This is a genomic window from Thermobispora bispora DSM 43833 (assembly GCF_000092645.1).
GTDB lineage: Bacteria > Actinomycetota > Actinomycetes > Streptosporangiales > Streptosporangiaceae > Thermobispora > Thermobispora bispora.
Genome location: NC_014165.1, coordinates 197,891 through 222,957, shown reverse-complemented (window position 1 = coordinate 222,957; position 25,067 = coordinate 197,891). Strand labels below are relative to the sequence as shown.

Here is a 25,067-nt window from a genome sequence, read left to right as displayed (position 1 = left end):
GTAGAGGTCCGCCCGCCGCGCCGAATCCTCGGGGAAGGAGGCTGAGATGTCGCCCACCGAGGCCACACCGATGGAAGCCGAGCGGGTCTACGCCGAGTCCGATCTCAGGCCGTTCCTCGAGGCGCTGAAGGCCTGGCGCAACGGCGACCTGCGTCACCGGCTGACGGACGCCCCGCCCGGCGTGCTGAGCGAGATCGGTTTCCTCCTCAACGACTTCGCCGAGCAGCGCGAGCGGACGGTCACCGAGCTCATGCGCGTCCATCGGGAGATCGTCACGGAGCGCCGGTTCGACGAGCGCCTCACCCCCGGGCCGGCCTCCGGGATCTGGTCCGGGCCCATCGACGCCATCAACGAGATCATCGAATCGCTGGTCACCCAGGTCGGCAACGCCGCGGACGTCATCGACGCGGTGGCCAAGGGCGACCTCTCCTGCCGGATGCCGCACGATCCCAAGGCGCGGGGCGAGATCCGGCGGCTGAACAAGGCCATCAACGGGATGGTGGACCAGCTCGCCCAGATCACCTCCGAGGTGACCCGGGTGACCAAGGACCTCGGCGTCGAGGGCCGGCTCGGCGGCCGGGCGAGGCTCGAGGGGATGTCGGGGAGCTGGCGCGACCTCGCCGAGGCCGTCAACACGATGTCCAGCCGGGTGTCCGCTCAGGTGCGCGACATCGCCGAGGTCACCACCGCGGTCGCCCAGGGCGATCTCAGCCGCAAGGTGACCGTGGACGCGGTCGGCGAGATGCTGCAGCTCAAGAACACCGTGAACACCATGGTGGACCGGCTCTCCGCCTTCGCCGAGGAGGTGACCCGGGTCGCGCGCGAGGTCGGCACCGAGGGCCGGCTCGGCGGTCAGGCGCAGGTGCGCGGCGTCTCCGGAGTCTGGAAGGACCTCACGGACAGCGTGAACGTGATGGCGAACAACCTGACCGTGCAGGTCCGCCAGATCGCGGCCGTGTCCACCGCGGTCGCCCAGGGCAACCTCACCAAGAAGATCACCGTGGACGCGCGGGGTGAGATCTTCGAGCTCAAGGAGACGCTCAACACGATGGTGGACCAGCTCTCCGCCTTCGCCGACGAGGTCACCCGCGTCGCCCGCGAGGTCGGCACCGAGGGCCGGCTCGGCGGCCGGGCCGAGGTGAAGGGCGTCTCCGGGGTCTGGAAGGACCTCACGGACAACGTCAACTCGATGGCGAACAACCTGACCTATCAGGTGCGGAACATCGCCGAGGTGACGACGGCCGTCGCCAACGGGGATCTCACCCGGAAGATCGACGTGGACGCGCAGGGCGAGATCCTCGAGCTGAAGAGCACCATCAACACCATGGTCGACCAGCTCTCCTCGTTCGCGTCCGAGGTGACCCGGGTCGCCCGCGAGGTCGGGTCGGAGGGCCGGCTCGGCGGTCAGGCCAGGGTCGACGGCGTGGCGGGCACGTGGAAGCGGCTGACGGAGAGCGTGAACGAGCTCGCCGGGAACCTCACCACGCAGGTGCGGGCGATCGCCGAGGTGACGAGCGCGGTGGCCCGCGGCGACCTCACCCGCTCCATCACGGTCGACGCCCCGGGCGAGCTCGCCCAGCTCAAGGACAACATCAACACGATGGTGGCCGCCCTGCGCGAGACCACGCAGGCCAACCAGGAGCAGGACTGGCTCAAGAGCAACCTCGCCCGGATCTCCCGGCTCATGCAGGGCCACCGCGACCTCAAGGAGCTCGCGCGGCTGATCATGAGCGAGGTCCCCCCGCTCGTGTCGGCCCACTACGGCGCCTGCTACCTGATGGAGGAGGGTGAGCTGCACCTCGTCGCCGGGTACGGCGTGCAGCCGGAGCTGAGCCCGCGCTCCCGGTTCGCGCTCGGCGAGGGCCTGGTCGGCCAGGCCGCCCTGGAGGCCAAGCAGATCACCATCGACAACGTGCCGCCCGGCTCCATCACGGTCGAGACCGGTCTGAGCCGGTCGACCCCGGCGCAGATCGTGGTGCTGCCGATCCAGTTCGAGGACCAGGTCCTCGGCGTCCTGGAGCTGGCCTCGTTCACCTCGTTCAGCGAGGTACACATGGCCTTCCTCACCCAGTTCGTCGAGGCGACCGGCCCCACGATCAACACGATCAAGGCGAACTCCCGGACCGAGGCGCTGCTGAAGGAGTCGCAGCGGCTCGCCACCGAGCTGCAGAAGCGCTCCGACGAGCTGCAGCGCCAGCAGGAGGAGCTGCGCCGGTCCAACGCCGAGCTGGAGGAGAAGGCCGCGCTGCTCGCCAAGCAGAACCGGGCGATCGAGATCCAGAACTTCCAGATCGAGCAGGCGAGGCGGGCCCTGGAGGAGCGCGCCGAACAGCTCGCGATCTCGTCGCGCTACAAGTCCGAGTTCCTCGCCAACATGTCGCACGAGCTGCGCACGCCGCTGAACAGCCTGCTCGTGCTCGCCAAGCTGCTGGCGGACAACGCCGAGGGCAACCTGACCCCGCGGCAGGTGGAGTTCGCCAAGACGATCCACGAGGCCGGCACCGCGCTGCTGCAGCTCATCAACGACATCCTCGACCTGTCCAAGGTCGAGGCGGGCCGGATGGACATCCACCCGCAGCAGATCTCGCTGCCCCGGCTCGTCGAGTACATGGAGGCCACCTTCGCCCCGCTCGCCGAGGACAAGGAGCTGGCCTTCACCGTCCGGCTGGACCCGTCCGCGCCGCAGGAGATCTACACCGACGAGCAGCGCCTGCAGCAGGTGCTCCGCAACCTGCTCTCCAACGCGATCAAGTTCACCCATGAGGGCGAGGTCCGGCTGGAGGTCGGCCGCGCGCCCGCGGACGTCCAGTACGCCGACGAGGCGCTCAAGAACACGCCGGACATGCTCGCGTTCCGGGTGATCGACACGGGCATCGGGATCGCGCCGAACAAGCTCGACGTCATCTTCGAGGCGTTCCGGCAGGCGGACGGCACCACGAGCCGGAAGTACGGCGGCACCGGGCTCGGCCTGTCGATCTGCCGGCAGATCGCCCGGCTGCTCGGCGGGGAGATCCACGTGGCGAGCACGCCCGGCGAGGGGAGCACGTTCACCCTCTACCTGCCGGCGGTGTACACCGGCCCGCTGTCGTCCTGGGACAGCGGGGCCGCGCCCGCCGGGACTGCGGCCGGGAGCGGCCCGGAGCCGGAGCAGCGGGCCGAGAGCGTCCCGCCGGAGGCGGCGCCGTCGTCCGCGCTGACCGGGCTGGACTCCCCGCGACCGTCCGATGCGGACCGGTGGCAGGGTGAGGATCCGCTCAACGGCGCCAAGATCCTGATCATCGACGACGACATCCGCAACGTGTTCGCGCTCACCAGCGTGCTCGAACGGCACGGCGCGACGGTGGTCTACGCGGAGAACGGGCGTGAGGGCATCGAGCAGCTCGAGCGGAACGAGGACGTCGCCCTCGTGCTGATGGACATCATGATGCCGGAGATGGACGGGTGGGCCACGACGTCGGCGATCCGGAAGATGCCGCAGTTCGCGGACCTCCCGATCATCGCGCTGACCGCCAAGGTCATGCACGGGGACCGGGAGAAGAGCATCGCCTCCGGCGCGTCCGACTACGTGCCCAAGCCGGTCGACGTGGACCTCCTGCTCGATCGGCTCCGCGGCTGGCTCGCCCAGAGCCGCTCCGAGCGCGGGCCCGCCGGGCGGCCCGAACCGCGGGAAGGGGGTGCGCCGGATGCCTGATCGCGCCAAGATCCTCTTGGTCGACGATCGGGAAGAGAACCTCATCGCGCTCGAGGCGAGCCTCAGCTCGCTCGACGTGGACCCGTACCCGGTGCGGTCGGGGGAGGAGGCGCTGAAGGCGCTGCTCACCCACGACTTCGCCCTCATCCTGCTCGACGTGCGCATGCCCGGAATGGACGGCTTCGAGACCGCGGCGCACATCAAACGCCGGGAGCGCACCCGCAACATCCCGATCATCTTCCTGACCGGGCTGGACAGCGCCCCCGACCTCACCTTCCGCGGGTACGCCGCGGGCGCGGTGGACTACCTGACCAAGCCGTTCGACCCGTGGATGCTCCGGGCGAAGGTCTCGGTGTTCGTCGAGCTCTACAACGTGAACCGGCGGCTCGCCGAGCAGGCCCAGATGCTCCGGGAGCGGCTCTCCGCCGAGCTGGCCGGGCGCGAGCAGCGGGAGCTGGGCTCGGTGCTGGGCGAGCTGTCCGACCGGCTCACCGCGGTGGAGGCCGAGCTCGGCAAGGTCCGGGAGCTCGCCGGCACGCGCGCGGACCGGTCGCTCACCGAGGCGCTCGAGGCGCTCGACGGCAGCGTGGCCCGGCTCCGGGCGGGCCTCGACGCGCTCCGGTGACCTCCTCCCGGGGGTGCCGATGCGGCGGCGGGCGCGGCCGGGTGCCGCCGGGGCGGGCCGGATCTCGGGTAGCCCTCCGTTCGCGTGCCGCCGCTGGGACGGCGCTCACGGCGACGCTGTCCATCGGCGCCGGACCGTCCAAGGCCGCCACGGCCCGGCGTACGGCCGGCCGGGGGCGCCGCAGCAGGGCGACGGCTAGCCGCGCGCCCGTTCGAGCGCGTCCCAGAACCCGCGGCGCAGGGCCTGGCGGACCTCCTCGTGGAGGAGGAAGTCGATCGGCAGCGAGGACCCCTGGAGCAGCCGCGCCTCGAGGTCGGAGGGCATCCGCGGCTTGCGGGCGAGGACCGCCTCGAGCCAGAGCGGGGGCGCGTCCCGCGCCACCGACTGGCCGAACTCGTGGCCTTCCTTGTGCGCCGACTTCACCGCCTCCGCGAGCGTCATCGTCCCGGTGGCGCTCTGCGTCTGCACCGGGGCCGGCTGCGGCCCGGTGTACGGCCCGAGCGGGGTCGGCACATACCCGTTTCCGGGGTCGTACCCGGTCTGCGGTGCGGGCTGGCGGGCGGAGACCGGCGCGGGGACGGGCGGCGGGGTGGACGGTGCGGCGGGCGCGGAGGCCGGCTGCGCGGACGGCGGCGCCTGCGGCGGGATCGGCGCGTTGAGCGGGGAGGCCGGTCCCGGGGCGGGCTGCGGCGGCCGGGCCTGGGGCTGTGGCTGGGCCGCGGGCCGGTTCTGCTGCCCCTGCGGCGGCTGGCCCTGGCCGGCCTGCGGCTGGGCCGCGGGCTGCTGCTGGGCGAGCTGCGGGGCGGAGGTGGGCTCGGGGCTGTACCGGGGCGAGGACGGCCCGTCGAGCGGCGCGGGGAGCGCCGGCTGGTCCGGCTGCCGGGCGTGGGCGCCCGCCGGAGGCGGCGGCGTGGGCTGCGGCCCCGAGGGCAGCCCGGGGGACCGCCCGTTGGGCGCGCCGTGCTTCGGCTGGTACTGGCCGGGCCCGGAGTCGTACGCCTGGCCGTTGCCGGCCGGTCCGGGCGCCCGGCCGTTGCCCTGCGCCGGGCTCGGCGGGGAGCCGGTGGCGGTCACCAGGGTGACGTACGGCCGGAGCTGGCCGCCGCCGACCTCGATGAGGTCGTCGCACTCCTGCCGGAGCGCCCGGGCGGACGACCAGCCGCTCTCGCCGGCGATCTGCACGACCGTCACCCGGATGCCGAGGTCCTGGGCGTCGCAGATCACCTGGACGAGGTCCTCGTCACCGCTCACCACCACGGCGTCGCAGATCGCGTTGTTCCGGGCGAGCGTCATCAGGTCGCGGTGCACCTGGGCGTCCATGCCCTCGCGCCGGCCGGGGCGGATCCGGCTGAGGCGGAGCTTGATGCCGGGGATGTCGGCGAGCACGTCGTGCTCGGGCGTCCGCCGGCCCTCGACGGTCGCCTCGTACCAATAGCACCGCAGCAACGGCAGGCCGGTCCGGTCCCGGGAGAGCTTGCCGAGAAACCGCACCAGGCCCGGTAAGTCCCAGGAGACGGCCTCGCGCTGGCGGGTCCCATGAACGGCCCTTGCGCCATCCGCCAGCAAATAGCCGGCGTCCACGAAAAGCGCGCACCGGTCCATGTGACACCGCCCTTCCTACCTGGCTCCCTCAGCGTAATGAACCAGGTGATCGTGCGAGGACGATTCCCGGCGATTCAGTTCCCGCTCACGCGAATGCGGAATCGGCTTTGCCGCGGCCACCCCACGACCAGAACCCGTCGCCATTTTTCCATTTTGCCGTGATTTGGTGATCTTTTCCGTCCGGCCCGGTCATGACCAGTGGTGCGCGCTGACCGCGGCCACCCCGAACAGCAGCGTGTCACGCACACCGGTCAGGGTGAGCACCGGCCGCTGCCCGAGCAGCCCGCGCAGCGGCCGGGCGGTGGCGAGCGAGACGTCAGAACCCTGGCCGTCCCCCCGGGCCGATGCACCCCGCCGTGACCGGTCCCGCAGCGCGGCCGAGCCGTCCCGCTCGCCGGTCCACACGGCGAGGTCGATCCGCACCGGGGACGCGGCGGGCGCGAGCCCGGTGAGCGGGACGTTCAGCCGTCCCCGGTCGTCGACGACCTCGGCGGTGTCGAGCACCATCACCCGGCCGAACGGCTGGCGCGGATCGGCCGCGACCACCACGAGGGTCCACCGCGCCCACCGCAGCACGCCGGGGCCGCCCGGCCGGAGGGCGGCGGAGGCGCCGGCCACCGCCCACTGGCCGCTCCCGTGCGCCCGGACCAGGCCGGTGACCTCGGCGAACGCCTGGTAGCCGGACAGTCCGGGCAGGTCACGGCGGATCACCGACGCCGGGCGCACGGTCACCGGGCCCCGGGCGCCCGGCGCGCGCACCAGGACCTCACCGGCCTGCAGCCGGCCGTGGCCGGCGGCGGACCAGTAGAGGCCGGCCCAGAGCACCCGGCCGCGGGCCGGGAGGGTGAGCCGGGCGCCGCTCTCGGCGTTGGCCTCCGGGCCGCCGGGAACGGTCGCCGGGACGCCGGTGGGCGCGTCCCCGGGCGGGCCGAACAGGACGCCGCCGATCACCTGGGTGAGGAGCCGGCCCTCCGCGGCGAAGCGGGCCGGGACCCCCATGGCGCGCACCCCGGACGAGGAGGTCGCGAACGCGATCCGCTCCCCCGAGCGCGCCCATGCCCGCACCGGGCGGCCCAGGGGCGCGCCCTCGGCCACCTTCACCCGCAGAAAGGCGGTGGCCGATGCCCCGGCGGCGAGCCCGGGGCGGGTGCACCGCACGGCCCGTGCCGCGTCCCGGCAGGACCAGGGCCGGCCCGCCCCCGGACGCTCCGGGGCCACCAGGCCGCGGAACCGGACCCCGGGCGGGAGCAGCACGGTCGCCACCACCCGCTCGGTGCGGGCCGTGCCGGTGTTGCGGGCGCCGAGCGCGACGATGCCGGATCGGCCGCGCACGAGCGCGCCGAGCGGCTGGACGGTGATGCCGAGGTCGGGCCGCCGCGTCAGGCGGACCGGGTGATCCGCGCCGGCCGGCGCCGGATCGGGAACCCCCGCGGCGGACGGCGCCGGGCCGGGATCCCGCGCGGCGAGCGGCCGCCGCACCGGCAGGCCGCCGGCGCCGGGCTGCGGCCGGGCGGAAGCGTCCGATGCCCGTGAGCCCGCGGGCGCGCCCGTGCCGCGCCGGGGCCCGGAGCCCGCCTCGCCCGCCGGAAGCCCGTCCGGGGCACCGCCGGGGCCACCGGCCCGATGCCCGTCGCGCGGCCGCGCGCGCTCGCCCCGCTCCGGCCGGCCGGGCCCGTCACCGGCCTGCCCGGTCACCGCGGAGTCCGGGGACGGCAGGGTGGGGAGGGCGAGGCCGCCGACCGCCCGCCGTTCGCCGACCGGCTCGGCGGAGAGGATGACGGTGACCGCGGAGAGCAGCAGCGCGGCACCGGCGGCGGCCGCCCGCTGGGCCGGGGGCAGCCGCCGCCACAACCCGGGGAGCAGGCGCGCTAAGGGGAGGAGCACCCCGCGCACCGGCCCGCGCCTCGCCTCCTGCCGCACCCTGCGGAGATCGCTGAGGTAGTCCTCCGCCGCCGGCCCGGCGTAGAGCGGGCCGACGATCATCCGGAGCCCTTGGGTCACGTCGGTGAGCTCGAGGAAGACCGACCGGCACTCGATGCACCCGGCGATGTGCTGGTCCACCGTGCGGGCCTCGCGCTTGGGCAGCAGCCCTTCGACGTGCCGCAGGAGCAGGGCGAGCACCGGGCGGCACGCCTCGTCGTGCGCGTCGCTCTCATGGAGCGCGAGGTACGCCTCCCGGAGGGCGCCGCGGGCCTCGCGGGCGAACCGCGCGGTGCGCCGGGCGGACATGCCGAGCAGCGGGGCCGTCTCCGCGGGCGTGGCGCCCTCCACCTCGATGTGCCAGAGCACGGCCCGCCAGCGCTCGGGCAGCGACCGGTACGCCCGGGCGAGCGGGGCCTGTTCGAGCCCGGCCAGCTCCGGGTCCACGTAGCAGGCGTCCGGGTCCGTGAGATCGACCTCACCGGCGGCGGCGTAGCGGCGGAGCGACGCCAGCAGGAAGGGCCGGAAAGCGGAGCCGGGGCCGCCCCCGCGTCGGATGATCTCCAGGACCCCGGCGAAGGTCTCGACGAGGACGTCCTCCACCTCTTCATCGCCCCGCACCAGCCGCCGGGCGAGGGCCCGGGCGGGCAGGACGTGGCGCTGGTAGAGCATGCCGTAGGCGGAGGTGTCGCCCCTCCGGACCGCGTCGAGCAGCTCCTCGTCGGATTGCCGGTTCTTTCTCCGCATTGCGACCTCGCGATTACGCACCGTTGCCGCAAGCTACATTCCGCAACCGGCCTCATGGCTAAACCGCTGACCTGGCTTTACGTAGCGGAGCCGGGGGCACCAGGCTCTAGGCTGGCCTCATGAGCGACCGCGAGCAGCTGCTGGATCTGATCAAGAGCAAGGGGATCGTGCACGGCCGGGTCGTGCTCTCCTCGGGCCAGGAGGCCGACTGGTACATCGACCTGAGGCGCATCACGCTCGACGGCGAGGCCGCGCCCCTGGTGGGGCGGGTGATGCTCGACCTCACGGCGGACCTGGACTACGAGGCGGTCGGCGGGCTCACGCTCGGCGCCGACCCGGTGGCGACCGCGATGCTGCACGCGGCGGCGGCCCGGGGCCGCCGGCTCGACGCGTTCGTGGTGCGCAAGTCGGGCAAGGCGCACGGCCTGCAGCGCCGGATCGAGGGGCCGGATGTGGCAGGCCGGCGCGTGCTCGCCGTGGAGGACACCATCACCACCGGCGGCTCGGTGCTCACCGCGGTCGAGGCGCTGCGGGAGGCGGGCGCCGAGGTGGTGGGGATCGCGAGCATCGTGCACCGCGGCGGCGAGGAGAGGCTGCGCGCGACCGGCCTGCCGTACCGGTCGGCCTACTCCCTCACCGATCTGGGTCTCGCTTGACCTTGAACGCCTCGCGCTCGCCCGGCTGGCCGCCCTCGCGCGGGGTCCCGTTCTCGAACACCCGTACCGAGCCGGCGTCGTCGAGCACGATCTCGAGCTCGGGTTCGTAGTAGGAGGCCTCCTCGCCCTTGCTCAGGTCCCGGTCGATGAGCACGTCACCGCCGGGGATCCGGACGAAGACCGGGCAGCGCTCCGCCTGGCACACGAGCCGCACGGTGGGTACACGTTCGGCGGGGTTCTCGGACGCGGCCGCCTCGGCCGCCGGCGTCGCCGCCGCGGACGCGTCGGAGCCGCCGTCCGGCATCAGCGTCCGGACCGCGACCACGAGCACGGCGAGCACCAGCACGACGGCCGCGCCGATGGTCAGCGGCTTGGCCGCGCCCGCTCGATCAGACCTGTGGCGTCCCACACTCGGGGAGATTAGCGGGGGCGTGAAATTCTCACTACGGTTTTGCCCCGTTTTCTTACTGAATGCGCTGCCGGGCGTGCCGGCCCCGCGGCGCGGCCATCCGGGCGGCCCGGCGCTCCTTGAGCACCTCGCGAACGATCGGCAGCACCGAGAGAATGATGATCACAATGGCGCCGGGGAGGACGAACCGATCGATGTTCTCCACCTTGGAGCCGAGGAAGTATCCGAGCAGCACCATCGATTCGACCCACAAAATGCCGCCGGCCACGTTCCACACGAAAAACTTTCTCGCGTCCATCTCCAGGACGCCGGCGACCGGGTTCATGAACGTGCGGACGATCGGCATGAACCGGGCGATGATCACCGCCTTGGCCGGGCCGAACTTGTTGAAGTAGTACTCGGCCTTCCGGACGTGCTCCTGCTTGAAGAACCGGGAATCCGGCCGTTCGAAGAGTTTGCGCCCCACTTTCGCCCCGAGGTAGTGCCCGAGCTGGGCACCGCAGATCGCGGCGAGCGGGGTTCCGATGAGCAGCGCGGTCAGGTTCAGCGGTGGGATCCCGAAGGCCTGCGCCGCGGAGGCCGTGCAGAAGATCCCGGCGCAGACCAGCAGCGAGTCGCCGGGCAGGAAGAAGCCCACGAGCAGCCCGGTCTCCGCGAAGATCATGGCGATGACCCCGATGGTGGCGAAGGCGCCGAGCATGCTCAGCCACCATTTGGGGTCAAGAAGGTTCAAGAGCACGTCCACGGGATGACTCTACCCCTCACTTTCGAGGCAAGACTGAGCACGAGAGCCCGCTGAGGATTCACGACGACGCGGGTGGTCACAAGTTTCCCAGATCGCCCGGACGGCTTGATCCTCGTCACGCTTCGGTGGCGGGCATGGCTGTCTGAAATACTGGTCAACGCCGGTTACCGTCCAGAAGGAGATGAATCCCGATGCCCATCGCCACCCCTGAGGTCTACGCCGAGATGCTCGACCGGGCCAAGGCGGGCGGCTTCGCCTACCCGGCGATCAACGTGACCTCCTCGCAGACGCTGAACGCCGCCCTACGGGGCTTCGCCGAGGCCGAGAGCGACGGCATCATCCAGGTGTCCACCGGCGGCGCCGAGTACTTCTCCGGCACGGCGGTGAAGGACATGGTGACCGGTGCGGTGGCGCTGGCCGAGTTCGCCCGCGTCGTCGCCGAGAAGTACCCGGTCAACATCGCCCTCCACACCGACCACTGCCCGAAGGAGAAGCTCGACGGGTTCATGCGCCCGCTGATCGAGATCTCCCGGGAGCGGGTCAAGCGCGGCCAGGACCCCCTGTTCCAGTCCCACATGTGGGACGGCTCGGCCGTACCCCTGGAGGAGAACCTCCGGATCGCGGCGGAGCTCCTGGAGAAGTGCGCCGAGGCCCGCGTGATCATGGAGATGGAGATCGGCGTCGTCGGCGGTGAAGAGGACGGCATCGTCGGCGAGTTCAACGAGAAGCTGTACACCACGCCGGCCGACGCCCTCGCCACGGCCGAGGCGGTCGGGCTCGGCGAGCGCGGCCGCTACCTGCTCGCGGCCACGTTCGGCAACGTCCACGGCGTGTACAAGCCGGGCAAGGTCAAGCTGCGCCCGTCGGTGCTCAAGGAGATCCAGGAGGCCGTGGGCGCCAAGTACGGCAAGGAGAAGCCGTTCGACCTGGTCTTCCACGGCGGCTCCGGCTCGGCGCTCGAGGAGATCCACGAGGCGATCTCCTACGGCGTGGTGAAGATGAACATCGACACCGACACGCAGTACGCCTTCACCCGGCCGATCGCCGACCACATGTTCAAGAACTACGACGGCGTGCTCAAGGTCGACGGCGAGGTCGGGAACAAGAAGGTCTACGACCCGCGCTCGTACGGCAAGCTGGCCGAGGCCGGCATGGCCAAGCGCGTGGTCGAGGCCTGCGAGCAGCTCAAGTCCGCCGGCAAGCGGATCAAGTGAGCGACTGAGCCGCCGAGCCGGCGCCACCGGGCCGGCTCGGCGGGGGACCTCCGGGCGGAAACGGGGGCCGGTCGGGGCCGGGTCGTTTCCGCCCGACCCCCTATGTCGCGCCCGTGACCGCGCGGGTAACACTGGGTTCATGGAAACGCATGAGAACCTCCTTGCCGGTCCGCCGCCCACGCTGCTGCCCGACAACCCCGAGGCACGCCAGATGCTCGAGTCCGGCGCACGGGCGGCTGACGTGGCGGCTCGGTTCCCCGCCTACTCGGCGGCCTGGGCCCGGCTCGCCGACGAGTACTTCGCCGCCGGTCACGCGGTGACGTCGTACGCGTTCGCGCGCACCGGCTACCACCGCGGGCTCGACCAGCTCCGCCGGGCCGGATGGAAGGGACACGGCCCGATCCCGTGGGAACACGAACCGAACCGGGGGTTCCTGCGCTGCCTGTACGCCCTCCAGCGGGCCGCCCAGGCGATCGGGGAGATGGACGAGGCCGTGCGCTGTGCCCAGTTCCTGCGGGACAGCAGCCCGACGGCCGCCGAGATCCTCAACGGCAAGGCGAGCGAGAAGGCGGAGGGCTGACCACCGACCGGGGCCGCGCGGGCGGGCGGTCCGCGCGGCCGCTCCGGGACGGGCGCGTGCGGCGGCCGCTTGATCGCCGGCCGCCGCTGCACCGATGAGCCCGAAAGACGTGATCGCGCGTGTACGGCCAGGGCGCCGGCACGACATCGCCGGCATCCCAAGAGTCACTTTCCGCACGGGCTCCTCGGCGCGCCGAGCCGGAAGCTCACGGCGGTCCCTGGACGCGCCGTCCGGAAGCTCACGGGCGGCCCATCGACGCGTTGTGCCACCTTCATCACGGATGCCGGGTATGCCCGTGGCCGGCGGCGGGCCGTGCGGGCTGGAGCGCCGGTGACCGGTGTGGCGATGACCCTGAATGACCGGCGCGTACGGCATCACATCTCGCCAGGTCTGATGCGATTCGTCAGGTATTCCCCTTGGTTCCCGGCCGGTGCCCTCGGGTAGTCTCGGGTTGCAAGAGCCCCTGTGCGCTTGCGCCGGGGGTTTTCGTTTGTGCCTGGGAGTTGGACTATGCCGGCTGTCGTTCTCGTGGGCGCCCAATGGGGCGACGAGGGCAAGGGAAAGGCCACCGACCTGCTCGGCGCCGACGTCGACTACGTGGTGCGTTACCAGGGCGGCAATAACGCGGGCCACACGGTGGTCATCAAGGACCAGAAGTACGCGCTGCACCTGCTGCCCACCGGGGTGTTGTCGCCGCACGTCGTTCCGGTGATCGGCAACGGCGTCGTCATCGACCCGGGCGTGCTGCTCAGCGAGATCGACGCGCTGACCGAGCGCGGCATCAGCTGTGACCGTCTGCTGATCTCGGCCAACGCCCACCTGATCATGCCCCACCACAAGGCGATCGATAAGGTGACCGAGCGCTACCTCGGCAAGGCGCGGATCGGCACCACGGGCCGGGGCATCGGCCCCGCCTACAGCGACAAGATCGCCCGGGTGGGCATCCGGGTCCAGGACCTGCTCGACCCCGGCATCCTCCGCCAGAAGATCGAGGTCGCGCTCAACGAGAAGAACCAGGTCCTCACCAAGATCTACAACCGGCGCGGCCTGGAGCCCGCCAGGGTCCTCGAGGAATACCTGGGCTACGCCGAGCGGCTGCGCCCGTACATCACCGACACGTCGCTGGTGCTGAGCAAGGCGCTCGACGAGGGCAAGGTCGTGCTGCTCGAGGGCGGCCAGGGGACGCTGCTCGACATCGACCACGGCACCTACCCGTTCGTCACCTCGAGCTCGCCGACGGCCGGCGGCGCCTGCACCGGCGCCGGCATCCCGCCGAACCGGCTCACCAAGATCATCGGCATCCTCAAGGCGTACACCACGCGCGTCGGCTCCGGCCCGTTCCCGACCGAGCTCCTCGACGAGCAGGGCGAGTGGCTGCGCCAGACCGGCGGCGAGTACGGCACCACCACGGGGCGCAACCGCCGCTGCGGCTGGTTCGACGCGGTCATCGCCCGGTACGCGGTGCGGATCAACGGCATCACCGACTTCTTCCTCACCAAGCTCGACGTGCTCTCGGGCCTGGAGCGGATCCCGGTCTGCGTGGCCTACGACATCGACGGCGTCCGCCATGACGAGTTCCCGATGACGCAGACCGAGTTCCACCACGCCAAGCCGATCTACGAGGAGCTGCCGGGCTGGCAGGAGGACATCTCGGACGCCAAGTCGTTCGAGGATCTGCCGCCGAACGCTCAGGCGTACGTCAGGACGCTGGAGGAGCTGACCGGCGCACCGATCTCCGCGATCGGCGTCGGCCCGGGCCGCGACCAGACCCTGGTGCTGCGCCCGCTCCTCTGACACCAGCGCGCCTCCGGGATCGCGCCTCGCCTCGGCGCGGCCGCCGCGCCGAGGCGCCCTGGCCCGCCGTGGCGGGATCGGCCCGCCACGGATATACCGCCCCGGAACGTACGGCCGGCTCGGCCGCGGCCGGGCTCGGCGCGTCCGAGGGGAGGTGCGGCCGGTCCGCCGTAATCGCCGGCCGCGGTGACCTTGCCGAGCGCGGTCGCCTGGGCGGCGGCGTGCGAGCGCCCGGCCATCCACGGTCCCAGTGTGCTCGGCGGCGGATCGGCGCGTCCGGAGCCGTACGGCCCCCGCGGACGGTCCGCAGGGCGCGTCCCGCAGGGTACGGCCCGCCGCCGGCGGGGATCTCACCGGGCGGCCATCCGCCCGACACCGGGCACTTTCTGGAACGTTACGGCGGATTCCCCGGGTGGCTCTAGCATGCACGCTCTGTGTACGGATATGTGGAGCTGCACGGCCACCGTGGGGCTCGCGGGCTGCGGCCCGAGAACACCCTTCCCGCGCTGATGCACGCGCTCGAGCTCGGGGTCGACGTGCTGGAGTTCGACCTCGTCATGTCGGCCGACGGCGAGCTCGTCCTCTGCCATGACCTGATCGTGTCGGACGTGACCAGCGCCGACACGGCCCCGGCGGCGGAGGGAGCCCCCTACGTCGGCAAACCGGTGATCTCGCTCACCCTCCCCCAGCTGCACACGCTCGAGGTGGGGCGGCGGCGGCCCCGGTGCCCGGAGGATCCGTTCGCCGCCACTCAGGTGCCGGTGCCGGGCCTCCGGATGCCCACGCTCGGGGCGGCGCTCGACCTGATCGAGGCCCTCGGCGCCGGCCACGTGCGGCTCAACCTCGACCTGAAGACCGACCCGACCCGGCCTGACCTCTCCGCGGATCCGCGGCGGCTCACCGACCTCGTCGTGGCCGAGCTCGACCGGCGCGGGCTGCTGCGGCGGTCGTCGATCCTCGCCTTCGACTGGCGCATCCTCGAGATCGTGCGGCCGCTCGGCATCCCGCGGTACGCGCTGGTGGAGAAGCCGACCATGTCGCCCGAGTGGATGAACGGGATCCACCTCGACGACTTCGGCGGGAGCCTGGTCGAGGCGGCCCGTGCCGCCGGGGCCACCGCGCTCTCCCCCGAGTGGGTGCTCATCGACCACGAGGTGATGGAGCACGCCCGGCGGCACGGCATGCCGGTGATCGCCTGGACGGTGAACGACGTGGCGGAGGCGGGACGGCTGATCGACCTGGGCGTGTCGGGGATCGTCACCGACTACCCCGACCGGATGCGGCCGCTGTGGCGGTCCCGCGGGTTCCCGCTGCCGGCGCCGCTCAGCCGGTGCTGTTGCTGCTGACCGGCGTCTCCTCCAGGGAGAGCGCGCCGGACGGGCAGAGCGTGACCGCGCGGCGCACCAGGGCGTGCAGCTCCCCGGGCGGGTCCGGGGCGAGGACGACCACGGTGCCGTCCTCCTCGCTCTGGTCGAACACCTCCGGCAGGGTCATCACGCACATGCCGGCGCCGATGCACCGGCCGGTGTCCGCTTTGATCTTCACGGGCTCCTCCTCGGTGACGGCTACCAGGTGACCGGCAGGCGGTGCACGCCGTAGACGACCATGCTGGTCCGCAGCGGGATCTCGGCCACGGGCACGGCGAGGCGCAGCCCGGGGAACCGTTCGAAGAGCGCCGGGTAGGCGATGCGCATCTCCAGCCGGGCGAGCTGCTGGCCGAGGCACTGGTGGATCCCGTGGCCGAACGCGAGGTGGCCGTGGGCCGGCCGGGTGAGGTCGAGGGCGTCCCCGCCGGGGAACCGTTCGGGGTCGCGGTTCGCGGTGGGCAGCATGAGGAGCACGGTCTGCCCCGCCCGGATCCGGGTGCCGGCGATCTCGACGTCCTCGAGCGCGGCGCGGGCCAGCCCGATCTGGACGATGGTGAGGTAGCGCAGCAGCTCCTCCACCGCGTTGCCGATCAGCTCGGCGTCGCCGCGGAGCACGGCGAGCTGATCGGGGTTGGAGAGCAGGGCGAGCGTGCCGAGCCCGAGCATGTTCGCGGTCGTCTCGTGCCCGGCGACGAGGAGGAGCAGCCCGACCCCGGCGGCCTCCTCGAGGGTGAGCTTGGGGGCGATCACGCTGAGCAGGTCGTCTTCCGGGTGCTCCCGCTTGCGGGTGACCAGGTCGCCGAGGTAGGCGAGCAGGTCGTCCACGGCCGCCTGGACCTGCTCGGGCGTGGACTCCAGGTCGAGCATGGTCGCCGAGTCGCGCTGGAACTTCTCCCGGTCCGCGTACGGCACGCCGAGCAGCTCGCAGATGACCAAGGACGGGATGGGGAGCGCGAAGGCCTGCACCAGGTCCACGGGCGGGCCGGCGAGCTCCATGCGGTCGAGGTGCTCGGTGACGATCTCCTTGATCCGCGGTTCGAGCCGCATCATCCGGCGGACGGTGAACTCACCGGCGAGCAGCCGCCGGTAGCGGGTGTGCTCCGGGGGGTCCATCCGGATGAAGAACCCCTCCTGGCGCTGCGGGTCCCGCTCGATCCGGTCGAAGAACGGCGAGTGCACCAGCTCGGGCCGCGCGCTGAACCTGCGGTCGGCGAGGATCTCCCGGACGGCGGCGTACCCGGTGACCAGCCACCCCTCGTGGCCGTCGGGGAAGGTGAGCGGGTGGATCGGGGCCTGCTCGGCCCAGCGGGTCAGGGCTTCGGGGGGGTCGAAGATGTGCTCGCGGTGGATGGGATAGCAGGCCACGTGGTTCAGGCTCTCGGTCATGGGCCACCCCCAGCTGGACGCCCGATGTGTCGAGAGCACTTATCACCACAAAACAGCACTGAATGTCGATTTGCAATGAATGAAAGTTTCTGCGTTCCCCCATAGGATGGCGAGCATGAGCGAGCCGCTCGGACTGCGCGAGCGCAAGAAGCTGCGCACCAGGCGCGCCCTGGTCGAGGCGGCGCTGCGCCTCTTCGGCGAGCAGGGCTACCAGGAGACGACGATCGCGGAGATCACCGCGGCGGCCGACGTGTCCGCGCGGACCTTCTTCAGCTACTTCGGCAGCAAGGAGGACGTGCTCTTCTTCGACCACCAGGAGCGGACGGACGAGGCGCTCAAGCTGCTCGCCGATCGCCGGCCGGACGAGCCCATCCGGGACGTGCTGCTCCGCCTGGTCGAGCACGGGCTCCGGGCGTCGCTGCTCCCGGCCGACATGGCCTCGGAGCTCTCCTCGGTGCGGTATCGCCTGGTCTCGTCGGTCCCCGCGTTACGGGCGCGCGGGCTGCGGCTCCTCTTCGAGACCGAACGGCGGCTCGCCGCCGCGCTGCACGAGACCTATCCGGGGGAGCTCGATCGCACCGAGGCGGCCGCCGTGATCGGCGCGCTCAGCGGCGCCGCCAACCTGGCGGTCCAGGTGAGCATGGACCGCGGGGAGCCGCCCGAGCGGGCGTGGGAGGCCGGGCGGAGGGCGGCCGAGATCGCGATGGGCGGCCTCGCCGTGCTCGGGCGCGGCACGGTGTGACACCGGCTGCGCGGCACGGTGCGACACCGGCTGCGCGGCGCGGTGTGACGCCGGCCGTACGGCACGGCACCGGTGGTGACCACGGTGGTCCGCTCCGGCCCGCGCCGCCGGCCGGACCGGGAACGCCGGGTCATCGCTGCTTCCTGAAGGGGGATCGGGATGCGACGGGGGACGCGGAGATGATCGCCGGAGGCGGTCACAGCCACCCGTTGCGGCGGAACGCCCGGTGGAGCAGGGTGCAGGCGATGACCATCACACCGAGCACCACGGGATAGCCGAACTTGGTGTCCAGCTCCGGCATGTGGGTGAAGTTCATGCCGTAGATGCCCGCGATCATCGTGGGCACGGAGATGATCGCCACCCACGAGGAGATCTTCCGCATGTCCTCGTTGGCGAGCGCGTTGGAGCGGGCCAGGGCCGCCTGCAGGATCGAGTCGGACAGCTCGTTGGACGCCTGGACCTGCTCGCAGACCCGGGACAGGTGGTCGCCGATGTCGCGGAAGTACTCCCGCATCTCCGAGGGGATGATGCGCCGCTGCGGCAGCGAGTCGAACGGCGCCTGGAGCGGCTGCACGGCCCGCTTCAGCTCGAGCATCTCCCGCTTGAGCTGGTAGATCCGGTTGATGTCCCGGGAGCTGACCTCGGCGAACACCGCGGCCTCGACCTCTTCGAGCTCGGCCTGCATGAGGTCGACGACCTGCAGGTACTTGTCCACCACGTGGTCGGCGATCGCGTGCAGCACCCCGGTCGGGCCGCGGCGCAGCCACTTCGGGTCGCCCTCGAGCCGCTGGCGGACGCCGCCGAGCGGGCAGTTGTCGCCGTGCCGTACGGTCACGACGAAGTCGTGGCCGACGAAGATCATGATCTCGCCGGTGTCGATGATGTCGCCGCTCGCCCGGTCGTGCTCGCGGAAGGACACGGTCTTGAGCACGACGAAGAGCGAGTCGCCGTACCGCTCCACCTTGGGCCGCTGGTGGGCCTTGATGGCGTCCTCGACGGCCAGGGGGTGCAGGCCGAAGACCTCGCCGAGCCACTCGACCTCGGGCGCGGCCGGCTCGTGCAGGCCGACCCAGACGAAGGCGTCGTCCCGCGCGCCCTCGGCGTTGTGCTCCCGGACCAGCCGCACGGCCTCGGGCACGCTGCGCACGGTGATCTTCTCACCGCCGATGTAGGCGCCGAACTCCACCACCGAGTGGCCGGTCGCGGGCTCGGGGCTCGGCTCAGGAGCGGGCGTGGTCAGCCGGGCGGGGAGAACGCGTGGCCTGATGCGTGGAAAAAGCAGCGAAGAGCGCATGGCGGATCCTTTCCGCCCGAGCGGCACGCTCCACGCGCGAAATCAAAGATCACCGGTCATGCTGGGCGAGAGGTGCCCCTCGGGCTCATGGTCGAAGTGGAGGGGTGAGGAACGGCGACGGTGCTGCACGTACTGGCAGGATCACCAGAACTCATCCCGACCACCTCCAATCACCACGAGACGAGCGGGCACGAAAGCCCCGTCAACCTACCACAGCACGGATCAGCGCCTTCTAAAGGGTACCTACGCCGCAATCGACGATTTGGCGCCCACCCGACAAATGACCCAAAGTAATCAGACTTCGGCTAGGCCGAACATATATATCATCCCCTCTTCGTCCGCTTCGTGCCACCGGATCCGCCGTACTCGCGGCGCGTTTCCGCGCCGGCCGGGCCGGATCCGCGCACCATGACCTCCGCGCGGCACCGATCCCGGTCCGCCCGGCGCGCTCACTCGGCCGCGGGAGTCCGATCGATTCGACACCTCACAACCGGAATTCCGGCCGGGAGAACGGCCCCGCCGTGCGGATCGGCGGTGAGCTTCCACCGGCCGCCCCGGCGCGCCACGGCGGACGGGGTGAGCGGCCCGCACATCCGCCGCCCCCGCCGCCCGCGGGACGCCGCGCCCTCGCCACCGGCCATGTCCCGGGACGTCGCCACCGGCCACGGCCCGGGACTCCCATCGCGCACCGGGTCAGGATGGGAACCGCGCGAGAGAGCCCGGCGGGGCGGCCCGCCCGGCCGGGCGGAGCGGGCGTCGTGAACAGGGACAATGAATGGGTGCGCGTTCTTGTCATTGGATCCGGGGGCCGCGAGCACGCGCTGTGCCGCGCGCTGCGGCGTGACCCCGCCGTCTCCGAAGTCCACTGTGCCCCCGGCAACGCGGGCATCGCCGACGACGCCGTCCTCCACTCCGTACGGCCCACCGACGGGGAGGCGGTCGCCAACCTGGCGAAGCGAATCGGCGCCGACCTCGTCGTGATCGGCCCGGAGGCGCCCCTCGTGGCCGGGGTGGCCGACGCGGTACGGCAGGCCGGCGTCCCGTGCTTCGGGCCGTCCGAGCGGGCGGCCATGATCGAGGGCTCGAAGGCCTTCGCCAAGGAGGTCATGGCGGCCGCGGGCGTGCCGACGGCCCGGTCCTTCGTCTGCACGACCGAGCAGGAGGCCGCCGCCGCGCTCGACGCCTTCGGCCCGCCGTACGTGGTCAAGGACGACGGCCTCGCCGCGGGCAAGGGCGTCGTGGTGACCGAGGACCGGGACCGGGCGCTCGCGCACGCCCGGGCGTGCGAGCGGGTGGTGATCGAGGAGTTCCTCGACGGTCCCGAGCTGTCGCTCTTCGCCCTCTGCGACGGCTCCACGGCGGTGCCGCTGCAGCCGGCCCAGGATTTCAAGCGTGCCTACGATGGGAATAAGGGGCCGAACACCGGCGGCATGGGCGCCTACACCCCGCTGCCGTGGATTCCCGGCGACCTGACCGAGCGGGTGATGTCGGAGATCGTGACGCCCACGATCACCGAGCTCGCCGAGCGCGGCACGCCGTACACGGGGGTCCTGTACGCCGGGCTCGCGCTCACCTCGGCCGGTCCGAAGGTGGTCGAGTTCAACGCGCGGTTCGGCGACCCGGAGACCCAGGTGGTGCTCGACCGGCTGGCCACCCCGCTCGGGGGCCTGCTGTACGCCTGCGCGACCGGGGACCTCGCCGCGCACGGGCCGCTCCGCTGGCACGGCGGCGCCGCGGTCACGGTGGTCCTCGCCGCGGAGAACTACCCGGCCGACCCGGTCAAGGGCGACCCGATCCTGGGGCTCCCGAGCGACGTCGAAGGGGCGTACGTCCTCCACGCGGGCACCGCGCGCGACGAGAGCGGCCGGCTGGTCTCCGCCGGCGGCCGGGTGCTCAACGTGGTGGGCACCGGCGCGGACCTGGCCGAGGCACGCTCCCGGGCCTATGAGGCGATCGGCCGGATCACCCTCCGCGGCTCGCACTACCGCTCCGACATCGCGTTGAACGCCGCGGCCTCCTGAAGCGTCAACTCAAGGGTGACAGGCGAAAGCCGCCGCGACGGGGCGCCTCCTCCGGCCGGGCCGGCACGGGCATCCGGCCGGGGCGCCCCTCCGGCGGCCGCGGCGGCACACGCCGGGTCCGCCGGCCGAACGGGTCCGGACGACTGGGAAGATGACATGGTGAAGCATCTGCATTCGGGCAAGGTCCGCGATCTCTATGAGACCGAGGACGGCCTCCTGCTGATGGTCGCGTCCGACCGGATCTCGGCGTTCGACCACGTGCTCCAGCCGGAGATCCCCGACAAGGGGAAGATCCTCACCCAGTTGTCGCTCTGGTGGTTCGACCAGCTCGCGGACATCGTCCCCAACCACGTCGTCTCCACGGACGTCCCGCCCGAGTACGCCGGCCGGGCGGTGCTCTGCCGCAAGCTGCGGATGGTGCCCGTCGAGTGCGTGGCGCGGGGGTACCTCGCCGGCTCCGGGCTCACCGACTACCGCAAGGACGGCGCGATCTCCGGCGTCCCGCTGCCGCCCGGGCTGACCGAGGGGTCACGGCTGCCGGAACCGATCTTCACGCCGTCGACCAAGGCGCCCAAGGGCGAGCACGACCGGCCGATGACCTTCGACGAGGTCGTCGCCGAGGTGGGGCAGGAGGTCGCCGAGGAGCTGCGGCGGATCACGCTCGCGGTGTACGAGCGCGGTGCGCGGATCGCGGCGGAGCGGGGCATAATCCTGGCCGACACCAAGATCGAATTGGGATGGGACGAGAATGGCGTGCTGACGCTGGGCGACGAGGTGCTGACCCCGGACTCGTCGCGGTTCTGGCCGCTCGGCGAGTGGAAGCCCGGCCGTCCGCAGCCCTCGTTCGACAAGCAGTTCGTCCGGGACTGGCTGCTCTCCCCGGAGTCCGGCTGGGATCGTGCCTCGGGGGCGGCCCCGCCGCCGCTCCCCGACGAGGTCGTGGCGCGTACCCGGGAACGTTACATCCAGGCGTATGAGCTGCTGACCGGGCGCCGCTTCGAGCCGTGATCGGGAATCCGGGCGATTCGGCCCGGTGATCCGTTTCTCAATCGCGGTAAATCGACCCGGGTGAGCGGCTAATCTGACCAGCGGCCCAAAGCCGTTATGCGGCCCGCCGGTGCGGTGAGCCCAGCCTGTCCCGAAATTTCCCCTTCCCCCGAGCTAGGAGACCATTCATGGTTCGTTACCGCGTGCGCGGTGGCAACGTACTGCGTGGAACCGCCTTCATTCAGGGCGCGAAGAACGCCGTACTTCCCATGATCGGGGCGGCGCTGCTGGCGACCGAGGGTCGCACGGTGCTGCGCAATGTTCCGGTGATCGAAGACGTCCGCCGGGCGGTGGAGCTCGCCCAGGCCGTGGGCGCGACCGTGGAGTTCCACGAGTCGGAGCGGACCCTGGTCATCGACGCCTCCCGGCTCACCAGCCCGGTGCTGCCCGCGGCGATCGCCAACCGGTTCCGCGGCACGGTGCTGTTCGTCCCCGCCCTGCTCCACCGGCTGGGCGAGGCGGTCATCGAGGGCATCGGCGGCTGCAACCTCGGCAGCCGGAACCTCGACTTCCACTACAACGGCTACAAGCGCCTCGGCGCCGTGGTGAACGAGCAGGAGAGCGTGATCCACATCAAGGCGGGGAAGCTGGTCGGCGCCCCGCTCTACCTGGACACGCCCTCGCACACCGGCACCGAGAACCTCGTCATGGCCGCCACGCTGGCCAAGGGCACCACGGTGATCGAGAACGCCGCGCTCGAGCCGGAGGTGCTCGACGTGATCGCGATGCTCACCCGGATGGGCGCGAAGATCCGCGGCGGCGGCACCGGTTTCATCACCGTGGAGGGCGTGGAGAACCTCAAGGCGGTGGAGCACACCGTCATGCCCGACCGGCTCGACGCGGGCGTGTTCGCCATGGCGGCGGCGATCACCGGTGGCGAGGTGACCCTCGTCGGCGCCGAGCTCCAGCACCTCGGCGTGGTCCGGTGGAAGCTCGAGCAGATGGGGGTGGAGTTCGAGACCAACGGCGCCGTGCTCCACGTGCGCCGGGAGAAGCCGCTCCGGCCGATCAATGTGATCACCGATACCTATCCGGGCTTCGCCACCGACCTGCAGTCGCCGATCATGGCGGTGGCCTGCCTCGCGGACGGCACCAGCTACATCCACGAGCGCATCTTCGACGGGCGTTTCGCGCTCGCCGGCGAACTCAACAAGATGGGCGCCAAGATCGAGGTCCAGGGCAGCCGGGCGGTGGTGCACGGGCCCACGCCGCTGCGCGGAACCCAGGTGACGGCGCACGATCTCCGCTCCGGAATCGCACTGGTGCTGGCCGGTCTGGTGGCCGAGGGCGAGACCGTGATCGAGTCCGGTTATCTGATCGATCGGGGCCACTCGGCGGTCGCCGAACGGATGCGGGCTCTGGGCGCGAATGTGGAACGTGAAATTTCCACTCCGGCCGACCGGTGAGCCGCTAACCGGATTTCCGCGCTGACCTGCACAAACTTTACAAATACAAGTGCAGATGCGACCCGCAAATGCAATTGCGGCAAATCTTCGCGTTACATTTCGGCCGTTTCAAGCGATCGTTCCAAAGGGAAGCCATGACAACGAGGCAACTGGATGGGACGAACATTGGTCGAGCGCACGGAAGAGGGGCCGCGCGGGTCGCGATTGGGCACGGTGACGCCGGAGCTCACCATCGGCGTGGTCGGGTCGCATGATCTCGTCGAGCGGGTGATGCTCATGGGGAGCATCTCGGCTCCCCTACCTTGCCGGCTGATCGCCGTTGCCTACCGGGACGAGCGAGAGGCCGCCGACAAGGTGCTCAGGCTCGGCCCGAGCGTGGACGCGTGCCTTTTCGCGAGCCCGGTCCCCTATGAGATCGCCCAGCGGGCCGGCGCGCTGACGATGCCGGCCACGCATGTGCAGTTCGGCGGTCCGTCGCTGACCGCGGCGATCGCCAGGGCGGCTCTGGACGAGCGGGTCGACCCCCGCCGGGTGAGCGTGGACGGGCTGAGCCGCGCGGAGATCGAGGAGGCGTACGCCGACCTCGATCTCCCCTCGACCGAGGTGACCACCCGCGAGGAACCCGGGCCCGTCAGCACGATCACCGCCTTCCACGAGCGGCTGCTCCGGCAGGGGGTGACCACGGCGGCGCTGACGTGCGTCCGGGCCGTCGCCGAGCGGCTCACCGCGGCGGGGTTCCCCGCCGTGCCGATCCGCCCGACGACCGCGGCCATCCGCAACGCGCTCCAGACGGCCGCCCTGCTCGGCGCCCGGCACCGGCTGGAGGAGTCGCAGCTCGCCGTGGTCCTCGTCGAGGTTCCGACCCTGCGGGAGCCGGTACGGCGGTCCGCGCCGCGGTACTGGCGCGAGGAGTTACGGCTCTCCCTCCACCGGCTGCTGGTCCAGGAGGCGAACCGGATCAGCGCCGGGGTGTGGCCGATCGACGGCCACAGCTATCTCGTGGTGGCCACCATGGGCTCGATCGCGGCCGTCACCGACGGATTCCGGGTGATGCCGTTCGCCGCCCGGATCAGGGAGGAGCTGGGGCTGATCGCCGAGATCGGCGTCGGGCTGGGGCGGACCATCCACGAGGCGGAGGCGCACGCCAAGGGCGCGCTCACCCGGAGCCAGGGCGGCAAGCAGCCGCACGGCTTCGCCATCGACCGGGAGGGCCGCGCGCTGGTGCCACCGCCCCGGTCGGCGTCCGCCCAGAACGGCATGACGAAGCGGAAGGGCATGGAGATCCTCAGCCGGCTCGCCGCGAAGCTGGACAGCCGGGACTGGGTCGTGGACGCGGAGACCACCGGGAAACTCCTCGGCGTCACCCCGCGCACGGCCCGGCGCCTGCTCCGCACGCTGGTCGACGAGGGCCTCGCCTGGCCGCTGCCGCCGAACCGGAGCCCGCAGCCGGGACGGCCCCGGCAGCTCTACCGGCTGATCGTGGAGAAGCTGAGCCGGTGACACGCCGCCTCTCGCCGTGGGCGGCGAGAGGCGGGTGTACGGCTCATGGCCGTGGGCGAGCGCTCAGGCGTAGGCCACGGGCCGGCGAAGGGTCAGGCCACGCCAGGCGGGTGCCGTTCAACCGTGAGGAGCCGTGCAGGAGCGCTCAGGCGTGCGCCACGGGCCGGCGTAGGGCGTCACGGCCGAGCGGGTGCCGGTCACCGGAAAAGGCCGTGTACGGGCGTTCAGACGCCCGTCCCGAACGGCGACGGCTCGGCCAGGGTCTGCAGGGCTACGGGGCATGGATCGCCGAACGCTCAGGCGCACGCTGCGGCCGGCGGA

At 71.9% G+C, this 25,067-nt stretch carries 19 protein-coding genes; 12 read left to right on the top strand and 7 right to left on the bottom strand.

From position 1 onward, the window contains the following. Window positions 1-46 precede the first annotated feature (46 nt). On the top strand, window positions 47-3,691 hold the full coding sequence (locus TBIS_RS00940; RefSeq protein ID WP_013130450.1) for a HAMP domain-containing protein: 3,645 nt from the start codon (window positions 47-49) through the stop codon (window positions 3,689-3,691). Continuing rightward, window positions 3,684-4,316 (top strand): response regulator, encoded by a 633-nt coding sequence (locus tag TBIS_RS00935; RefSeq protein ID WP_013130449.1) that lies wholly within the window; start codon window positions 3,684-3,686, stop codon window positions 4,314-4,316. Before TBIS_RS00940 ends, TBIS_RS00935 begins: the two co-directional genes overlap by 8 nt. A gap of 195 nt (window positions 4,317-4,511) precedes the next feature. Here the strand turns inward: TBIS_RS00935 and TBIS_RS00930 are convergent, their stop codons facing one another. Together TBIS_RS00930 and TBIS_RS00925 are read right to left on the bottom strand one after the other, a co-directional pair. Continuing rightward, window positions 4,512-5,918, bottom strand: a complete 1,407-nt coding sequence (locus tag TBIS_RS00930) for an NYN domain-containing protein (protein WP_013130448.1) — start codon at window positions 5,916-5,918, stop codon at window positions 4,512-4,514. A 189-nt stretch (window positions 5,919-6,107) separates the two neighbouring features. Continuing rightward, entirely contained in the window at window positions 6,108-8,585 is a 2,478-nt protein-coding gene (locus TBIS_RS00925) for a sigma-70 family RNA polymerase sigma factor (RefSeq protein ID WP_013130447.1), read from the bottom strand. A gap of 119 nt (window positions 8,586-8,704) precedes the next feature. On the opposite strand from TBIS_RS00925, the gene pyrE reads away from it, so the two are divergent. Further along, a complete protein-coding gene (gene pyrE / locus TBIS_RS00920; RefSeq protein ID WP_013130446.1) occupies window positions 8,705-9,241 on the top strand; it encodes an orotate phosphoribosyltransferase in 537 nt (178 codons plus the stop codon). On the opposite strand, the gene TBIS_RS00915 is transcribed toward pyrE, so the two are convergent. Continuing rightward, complete coding sequence (locus TBIS_RS00915) at window positions 9,219-9,650, bottom strand: hypothetical protein (RefSeq protein WP_013130445.1); 432 nt, start codon at window positions 9,648-9,650, stop codon at window positions 9,219-9,221. The two genes, pyrE and TBIS_RS00915, sit on opposite strands and share 23 nt — an antisense overlap. A 55-nt stretch (window positions 9,651-9,705) precedes the next feature. Next, on the bottom strand, window positions 9,706-10,395 hold the full coding sequence (locus TBIS_RS00910) for a DedA family protein (protein ID WP_013130444.1): 690 nt from the start codon (window positions 10,393-10,395) through the stop codon (window positions 9,706-9,708). Between the two features lie 191 nt (window positions 10,396-10,586). On the opposite strand from TBIS_RS00910, the gene fbaA reads away from it, so the two are divergent. The 4 genes from fbaA to TBIS_RS00890 all read left to right on the top strand — a co-directional run bounded on the left by fbaA (window position 10,587) and on the right by TBIS_RS00890 (window position 15,329). Next, window positions 10,587-11,609, top strand: a complete 1,023-nt coding sequence (fbaA, locus tag TBIS_RS00905; RefSeq protein ID WP_013130443.1) for a class II fructose-bisphosphate aldolase — start codon at window positions 10,587-10,589, stop codon at window positions 11,607-11,609. Window positions 11,610-11,748: 139 nt separating this feature from the next. After that, window positions 11,749-12,189, top strand: coding sequence for a DUF3151 domain-containing protein (locus tag TBIS_RS00900; protein WP_013130442.1), 441 nt, complete (start codon window positions 11,749-11,751; stop codon window positions 12,187-12,189). Window positions 12,190-12,699: 510 nt separating this feature from the next. Beyond that, window positions 12,700-13,983, top strand: coding sequence for an adenylosuccinate synthase (locus tag TBIS_RS00895; RefSeq protein WP_013130441.1), 1,284 nt, complete (start codon window positions 12,700-12,702; stop codon window positions 13,981-13,983). Window positions 13,984-14,417: 434 nt separating this feature from the next. Beyond that, window positions 14,418-15,329, top strand: a complete 912-nt coding sequence (locus tag TBIS_RS00890; protein WP_013130440.1) for a glycerophosphodiester phosphodiesterase family protein — start codon at window positions 14,418-14,420, stop codon at window positions 15,327-15,329. On the opposite strand, the gene TBIS_RS00885 is transcribed toward TBIS_RS00890, so the two are convergent. Together TBIS_RS00885 and TBIS_RS00880 are read right to left on the bottom strand one after the other, a co-directional pair. Next, window positions 15,307-15,528, bottom strand: coding sequence for a ferredoxin (locus TBIS_RS00885; protein WP_013130439.1), 222 nt, complete (start codon window positions 15,526-15,528; stop codon window positions 15,307-15,309). The two genes, TBIS_RS00890 and TBIS_RS00885, sit on opposite strands and share 23 nt — an antisense overlap. A gap of 20 nt (window positions 15,529-15,548) precedes the next feature. Further along, window positions 15,549-16,736, bottom strand: a complete 1,188-nt coding sequence (locus TBIS_RS00880; RefSeq protein ID WP_013130438.1) for a cytochrome P450 — start codon at window positions 16,734-16,736, stop codon at window positions 15,549-15,551. Window positions 16,737-16,851: 115 nt separating this feature from the next. On the opposite strand from TBIS_RS00880, the gene TBIS_RS00875 reads away from it, so the two are divergent. Continuing rightward, the gene (locus TBIS_RS00875) at window positions 16,852-17,478 is read left to right on the top strand and encodes a TetR/AcrR family transcriptional regulator (protein WP_013130437.1); all 627 of its coding nucleotides are present in this window, start codon (window positions 16,852-16,854) and stop codon (window positions 17,476-17,478) included. 196 nt (window positions 17,479-17,674) lie between these two features. Here the strand turns inward: TBIS_RS00875 and corA are convergent, their stop codons facing one another. Next, a complete protein-coding gene (gene corA, locus TBIS_RS00870) occupies window positions 17,675-18,772 on the bottom strand; it encodes a magnesium/cobalt transporter CorA (RefSeq protein ID WP_013130436.1) in 1,098 nt (365 codons plus the stop codon). 779 nt (window positions 18,773-19,551) lie between these two features. Here corA and purD point away from each other — a divergent pair. The 4 genes from purD (at window position 19,552) to TBIS_RS00850 (ending at window position 24,746) form a co-directional block, all read left to right on the top strand. Further along, entirely contained in the window at window positions 19,552-20,793 is a 1,242-nt protein-coding gene (gene purD, locus TBIS_RS00865; RefSeq protein ID WP_050760383.1) for a phosphoribosylamine--glycine ligase, read from the top strand. A gap of 156 nt (window positions 20,794-20,949) precedes the next feature. Further along, complete coding sequence (locus TBIS_RS00860; protein WP_013130434.1) at window positions 20,950-21,801, top strand: phosphoribosylaminoimidazolesuccinocarboxamide synthase; 852 nt, start codon at window positions 20,950-20,952, stop codon at window positions 21,799-21,801. 167 nt (window positions 21,802-21,968) lie between these two features. Further along, window positions 21,969-23,246: a UDP-N-acetylglucosamine 1-carboxyvinyltransferase gene (murA, locus tag TBIS_RS00855; protein WP_013130433.1), complete on the top strand. Its 1,278-nt coding sequence runs from the start codon at window positions 21,969-21,971 to the stop codon at window positions 23,244-23,246. Window positions 23,247-23,516: 270 nt separating this feature from the next. Continuing rightward, on the top strand, window positions 23,517-24,746 hold the full coding sequence (locus TBIS_RS00850; protein WP_050760598.1) for a hypothetical protein: 1,230 nt from the start codon (window positions 23,517-23,519) through the stop codon (window positions 24,744-24,746). Window positions 24,747-25,067: the final 321 nt, after the last annotated feature.

What these genes read in the sequence shown, in the direction of transcription:
- TBIS_RS00940 (WP_013130450.1), top strand. Translation starts at nt 47, where the DNA reads ATGTCGCCCACCGAGGCCACACCGATGGAAGCCGAGCGGGTCTACGCC.
- TBIS_RS00935 (WP_013130449.1), top strand. Translation starts at nt 3,684, where the DNA reads ATGCCTGATCGCGCCAAGATCCTCTTGGTCGACGATCGGGAAGAGAAC.
- TBIS_RS00930 (WP_013130448.1), bottom strand. Translation starts at nt 5,918, where the DNA reads ATGGACCGGTGCGCGCTTTTCGTGGACGCCGGCTATTTGCTGGCGGAT.
- TBIS_RS00925 (WP_013130447.1), bottom strand. Translation starts at nt 8,585, where the DNA reads ATGCGGAGAAAGAACCGGCAATCCGACGAGGAGCTGCTCGACGCGGTC.
- pyrE (WP_013130446.1), top strand. Translation starts at nt 8,705, where the DNA reads ATGAGCGACCGCGAGCAGCTGCTGGATCTGATCAAGAGCAAGGGGATC.
- fbaA (WP_013130443.1), top strand. Translation starts at nt 10,587, where the DNA reads ATGCCCATCGCCACCCCTGAGGTCTACGCCGAGATGCTCGACCGGGCC.
- TBIS_RS00900 (WP_013130442.1), top strand. Translation starts at nt 11,749, where the DNA reads ATGGAAACGCATGAGAACCTCCTTGCCGGTCCGCCGCCCACGCTGCTG.
- TBIS_RS00895 (WP_013130441.1), top strand. Translation starts at nt 12,700, where the DNA reads ATGCCGGCTGTCGTTCTCGTGGGCGCCCAATGGGGCGACGAGGGCAAG.
- TBIS_RS00880 (WP_013130438.1), bottom strand. Translation starts at nt 16,736, where the DNA reads ATGACCGAGAGCCTGAACCACGTGGCCTGCTATCCCATCCACCGCGAG.
- TBIS_RS00875 (WP_013130437.1), top strand. Translation starts at nt 16,852, where the DNA reads ATGAGCGAGCCGCTCGGACTGCGCGAGCGCAAGAAGCTGCGCACCAGG.
- corA (WP_013130436.1), bottom strand. Translation starts at nt 18,772, where the DNA reads ATGCGCTCTTCGCTGCTTTTTCCACGCATCAGGCCACGCGTTCTCCCC.
- TBIS_RS00860 (WP_013130434.1), top strand. Translation starts at nt 20,950, where the DNA reads ATGGTGAAGCATCTGCATTCGGGCAAGGTCCGCGATCTCTATGAGACC.
- murA (WP_013130433.1), top strand. Translation starts at nt 21,969, where the DNA reads ATGGTTCGTTACCGCGTGCGCGGTGGCAACGTACTGCGTGGAACCGCC.
- TBIS_RS00850 (WP_050760598.1), top strand. Translation starts at nt 23,517, where the DNA reads ATGCTCATGGGGAGCATCTCGGCTCCCCTACCTTGCCGGCTGATCGCC.